Source organism: Cellulomonas sp., assembly GCF_035634735.1.
GTDB lineage: Bacteria > Actinomycetota > Actinomycetes > Actinomycetales > Cellulomonadaceae > Cellulomonas.
Map to the genome: position 1 here is coordinate 1 of NZ_DASQCJ010000200.1, position 3,424 is coordinate 3,424.

1 protein-coding gene and 1 pseudogene are annotated in these 3,424 nt (G+C 77.6%); both read left to right on the forward strand.

Annotated features, from left to right (window positions below; genetic code table 11):
- The first annotated feature begins 427 nt into the window (after positions 1 to 427).
- Positions 428 to 988: a hypothetical protein gene (locus tag VER05_RS16520; protein ID WP_324846411.1), complete on the forward strand. Its 561-nt coding sequence runs from the start codon at positions 428 to 430 to the stop codon at positions 986 to 988.
- A gap of 335 nt (positions 989 to 1,323) precedes the next feature.
- Positions 1,324 to 3,424 (forward strand): annotated as a pseudogene (locus VER05_RS16525) (hypothetical protein); the annotation flags it as partial.

The window sequence follows — 3,424 nt, forward strand, 5'->3', positions numbered from 1 at the left end:
GGCCCCGGCGCGGAGCGCCGCACCGCGCCGCACGCCCACGACCCGGCGCCGGCGGGCCGGGTGGCGGGCGGCGGGTTCCCGGGCGCGAGCGGCGGGCCCCAGGGGCGCGCGGCCGGGGCCGTCGGGTCGGTCATCGGGTGCTCCGGTGCGTCGGTGGCAGGGTGGGCACGTCCTCGGTCTCGGGTGCGCTCGGGCGGCGCACCTCCTGGTCACAGGCGTACCGGCCCCCATTTGGTGCACGAATGCCGGGCCCACCTACGGAAATCTCGCGCGGGGTCCGGAGGGTCGGCCAGACCGTCGGAGCGGCCGGGCCCACCCAGGGCCCACGACGGTGCGCGGGCACCCCGCTAGCCTCGACGGACGGTCGCGGGCGACAGCCGCAGCGCGGGACCGCACGTCACAGCAGCCGAGCACCTGGAGAAGACCCATGGCCTCTCGACCGACGACCACCGACCCCGCCCCGACCCGCCGCCGGCACCGGCACGCCCTCGCCGGCGTCGTCGCGATCGCCGCCGTGGCCCTGCTCGGGGCGTGCGCCTCGACGCCGGGCTCCGCCGACGCCACCGACGACCCCACCACCGAGCCGCCCGCCTCGACCCCCACCCCGGCTCCCACCCTCGAGCTCGCCGCCGGCTCCTCGGTCGTGGGACTGCCCGACGACATGGCCGCGCCGCCGGTCGACGCGGTGGTGGGCGCCGCGCGCACCACCGACGACGCGCTGCTCTACGTCGTGACGTTCGGGTCGAGCACCTGTCCGGCGGTCGCGGACGCGACGGCGACCGCGGCCGACGACGGCACGGTGGCGGTGACGTTCCCGGAGCCGGACGACGGTGCCTGCACGATGGACTACGTGCCGGCGACGAGCGTCGTGGCGCTGCCGGACGGGACGGCGACGGACGCCGACCTCACCGTCAGCATCGGCGACTGGGGCCAGGTCACGCTGCCCGCGGGGTCGACCGAGCCGGTCTGGGCGCTGGCCGAGGGCTGACCGCCGGGACGATCGAGGACCACCGCCGACGGGGCGGTCGCGCGGCCGGGCACCGGCCCGCGCGGCCGTCCCGTGGGCGTCCGTGGGCGTCCGTGGGCGTCCCGGGGGCGCACGCGCACACGGGGCGCGCGAGGTCCGCGGAGCGGGAACGCGGCGACACGCCGGGGCTCGTCCACAGGCGGGGCCGAAGGGCTGGCGCGCGGCCTCAGGGCCGTGGCTAGGGTCGGTGGCTCAGCCGCGCTCGACCGTCCCGACCGCCGACGACCAGCGGTGAGGGCCCGGTGCTGGCACACCGGACCCTCGTGCCCGCTCGACAGTTCCTCAGGAGACCTGACATGCAAGCACGGCCATCTTGGCATGCCCGCCGCGCCACCTCGGCGCTGCTCGCGGCCGCCCTCGCGGTGGGGGCGGGCGCCGCCCTGCTGCTCGCCCCCGAGCCGCCGCCCGCGGCCGCGGCGGTCCCCGCGGCGGGCATCAGCATCACCCCGTCCGGCTACGGCCCCGTGCAGCTCGGCCCCCTCGACGGCCCGGCCGGGTCCGACGAGCACGGCTACTGCGTGCAGGCGCGGGTCGCCGCCTCCGGCCCGGCCGACACCGCCCGGGCGGCCGCGCACGTGGACGACCCGCAGCTGGCGGCGGCGCTCGCGCGGCACCGCTGGGCGACCGACGACCTCACCCAGGCGGCCCTCGGCTACGAGATCCACCAGCGGCACGAGCGTCCGGGCTCGATGGCCGGGGGCGACGTGAGCGTCGTGCGGGCGCTGCTCGCCGCCGCGACGCCCCAGGCGGTGAAGGACCGGGCGGCCGAGATCATGGCGCAGGCCGCGGCCGAGGCCGGCCCGTGGACCGGCACGGCCGGCACGGTGGCGGGCTCGGGGAAGCGGACGGGGGAGATCCGCGGCATCGCCCTGCGCTCGGCCGCCGGGGAGGCGGTCGCGGGCGCGCCGTTCACGATCACGCTCACCGGGCCCGCGACCCTCGACGCGACCGGCACGCGCACGTACGCGGGCACGACGACGGCCGCGCCGATCACCCTCGGCTGGACGGCGACCGGCAACGGGACCGTGTCGTACGAGATCCGGTTCCCGGACGCCTGGCGCACCACGGTGACCGTCCTCGAGCTGCCCGCCAACCGCCAGGACCAGCTCACCTACGGCAACCGCCCGGAGCACGACCCGGCGGAGGTCACTGTCCCCGGCCCGCCGTTCGAAGCGGTCAAGGACTTCCGTCCGCAGGCGACGACGACCGTCCGGGACGTCCTCGTCGGCGCGGGCGACCCGCTGGTCGACGTGCTGACGTTCAGCGCGGCGCCCGGCGACGAGTGGGTCGTGCTCGACGGCGTCCCGGTCGCGCTGCCCGCGGACGTCACCTGGTACGGCCCCTACGACAGCCCGCAGCCGCAGGCGGCGGCACCACCCGCCGGCGCGCCGGTCGCCGGGGTCGAGCGGGTGGTCGCCACCGGACCGGGCACCGTGCGCACGACGGGCACCGTGCGGGCGAGCGCACCCGGCTTCTACACGGCGGTCGTGACGATCCGGAAGGCCGATGCCGGGGCGTTCAGCGAGTACGTGCGGCAGGACTTCGCCGCGCCGTGGTTCGAGGAGGTCGAGACCGCCGTCGACCGGTTCGACCTCGCGCACGAGTCGGAGGTCCGGGAGTACAACGTGGCGCCCGGCGGCCGCGCGTTCGACCGCATCACGATCAGCGGCTACCCCGCGGACCACGGGCAGTTCGGCGGGCTGGGCGGCTGGGCGGCCGACCTCGGCGAGGCGACGGTGACGGTCTACGGCCCGCTCGCGGCGGCGCCCGACGGGCCCGAGGTGCCCGCGGACGCCCCGGTCCACTGGACCGACACGCTCGCGGCGGTGAACGGCACCGTCGAGGTCGGCTACGACGACGCCCACCCGGTCGTCGCGCCGCTGACGGCCACCCACCCGGGCGGCGACTACTTCGTCTTCGTGTACGCGTTCGCCGGCGACGACCGGGTGGAGGCGTTCGTGAGCCCGTTCGACGACGTGCGCGAGGTGTTCTACGTCCCGGGCCCGCCCGAGGTCGTCGTGCCGCCCTCGGTCGTGACCCGGGCGCAGGCCACCGCGACGACCGGCGCGCCCATCCGCGACGTCGCGCTCGTGACGGGGACGACCGACCCGGGCGACCACCTCGTGTTCCGCGCCTACGGACCGCAGGACCCGGACGCCGAGCCGGTCTGCGACGAGCACACCCTGCACTGGACGTCCGAGGCGGTGCCGGTGCCCGGCGCCGGGCTGTACGACTCCGGGAGCACTCCGGCGCCCGAGCGCGACGGGGTCGTCTACTGGGTGGAGACGCTGCACGCCGGGGACGGCTCCGTGCGGCACACCGGGGCCTGCGGGCTGCCGTACGAGACCACCCGCGTCACGTACGACCTGGCGGTGCGGACGGAGGCGCGCTCGGGCG

Coding starts and splice junctions, on each gene's coding strand:
- VER05_RS16520 (WP_324846411.1), top strand. CDS start 428: ATGGCCTCTCGACCGACGACCACCGACCCCGCCCCGACCCGCCGCCGG.